This is a genomic window from Micromonospora sp. NPDC049799 (assembly GCF_040656655.1).
Lineage (GTDB): Bacteria > Actinomycetota > Actinomycetes > Mycobacteriales > Micromonosporaceae > Micromonospora.
This window is the reverse complement of the sequence record NZ_JBFAMU010000812.1, coordinates 1-1,527: the sequence shown is the minus strand read 5'-3', so window position 1 is coordinate 1,527 and position 1,527 is coordinate 1. Positions and strand designations below refer to the sequence as shown.

2 protein-coding genes are annotated in these 1,527 nt (G+C 76.2%); both read right to left on the bottom strand.

Going from position 1 to position 1,527, the window contains the following annotated elements:
* Positions 1 to 45: 45 nt before the first annotated feature.
* A complete protein-coding gene (locus AB0I76_RS29715) occupies positions 46 to 603 on the bottom strand; it encodes a hypothetical protein (RefSeq protein ID WP_357042396.1) in 558 nt (185 codons plus the stop codon).
* Between the two features lie 581 nt (positions 604 to 1,184).
* Positions 1,185 to 1,527, bottom strand: a 343-nt coding sequence (locus tag AB0I76_RS29710; protein ID WP_357042392.1) for a TetR-like C-terminal domain-containing protein, incomplete at its 5' end; no start/stop codon positions are given.

The window sequence follows — 1,527 nt, the reverse complement described above, 5'->3', positions numbered from 1 at the left end:
GTCCGGGCACCGAACCACCATGACCGTCACCTCGACGCCGTGCCGCTAGAGGAACACCGACACGTCGTCGATCTCGCCGGTGACCAGCTTCCGCTCCGCCAGCGCGGTCAAGTCGGCCACCGCGAGCCAGCCCGCGCGGTCGCCGCGCAGCAGGGCGATCGACTGCCGGTCGAGCTGCGCGGCCATGCGCTCGCCGAGCGACCGGGCGGCGGCGGTCGCGGGGTCGTCCACCGGCGCCGACGAGGGCCCCCCGGGCGCCTCCGCTCCGGCGTCGCGCACCGCGCCGACCAGCAGCGCCGTCGGCACCCCGCAGGCCAGCAGCACCACGGCCGCCGCGAGCGCCGTCCACAGAGCCCACCGTCGTCGTGGCGCACGCTCCGGAGACCCCGGCGGTACGACCACCGCGTCCGGCCTGCCGTCAGGAACCCGGGGGACGAGCACCGTCGGCGCGTCACCCGAGTGGCGATCCACTCTGGGCATGAGCGCCGTCGGCGCCTCCTGCGCCCCGGGTACCGGCCGCGCGTCCGACCCGACCCTCGCCATGAGGATGGTGGCCGCCTCCTGGTCCACGTCGCCCGTCGACGGCCCCGGTGTGGGCGTCACCGGAGCAGGCGCGGGCCCGGGAGGCGACGGGAGCTCGGAGGTCGCGGCGGGCTCAGAGGTCGCGGCGGACTTGGGGGTTGCGGCGGGCTCGGAGGTCGCGGCGGGCTCGGAGGTCGCGGCGGAATCCGGGATCGCGGGTGGCTCCGGGTTTGCGGCGGACTCGTGAACTGACGCCGGCTCGGAAGCCGACGCGGCCTCGGAAGCCAACGGGACTGTGGACGGTGGCGCCTCCGGGGCCCGCTCCGCCCTGTCCTCCCCGGTGCCCGCTGACGGCCCCTCGGTCACCGCTGGATCGTCCGCCTCGGGCGTGCCGTGAGTCACTCGGCGAAGGTTACGGTCATTCCGCCGATCCGGCGAGCACCCCCACCCCACCCACCCCACCCCCCCACCGCGCCCCACCCAACCCACGCGGCGATCTTGCACTTTGTGCCTCGGCGAAAGGGGCGAAGGACGCAGATCGGCGACCGAAAGTGCAAGATCGCGGAGGCGGGGAGGGGGACGGGCGGGGAGGGACGGGCGGGGAGGGGAGGGAGGGGTGGGGTGGGGAGGGTGGGGTGGGAGGGACGGGTGGGGTGGGGTGGTCAGTCTTTGCGGGGCCAGGAGCGGTAGGCGGCGTCCATTCCGTCGACCATGCGGTCGAAGGAGCGGTCCACGTCCCGGGGCAGGCCGAACCCGCCCGCCGCCTCCAGCATCACGAAGCCGTGCACGGCTGCGCGGAAGGCACGTACCGCGTCGACGGCCGGCTCGCCGGTCACCCCGTACCCCCGCAGGATGGCGTAGATGACCGTGACCGCCCGCTCCCCCGCGGCCCGGTGCGCGGCGTCGGCCGGGTCCGGCGCACGCTGGGTAGCCGGGTAGCGGCCGGGGTGCCGGCGGGCGTGGGCGCGGTAGGCGGCGGCGACGGACCGGAGGGCGTCGACGCCG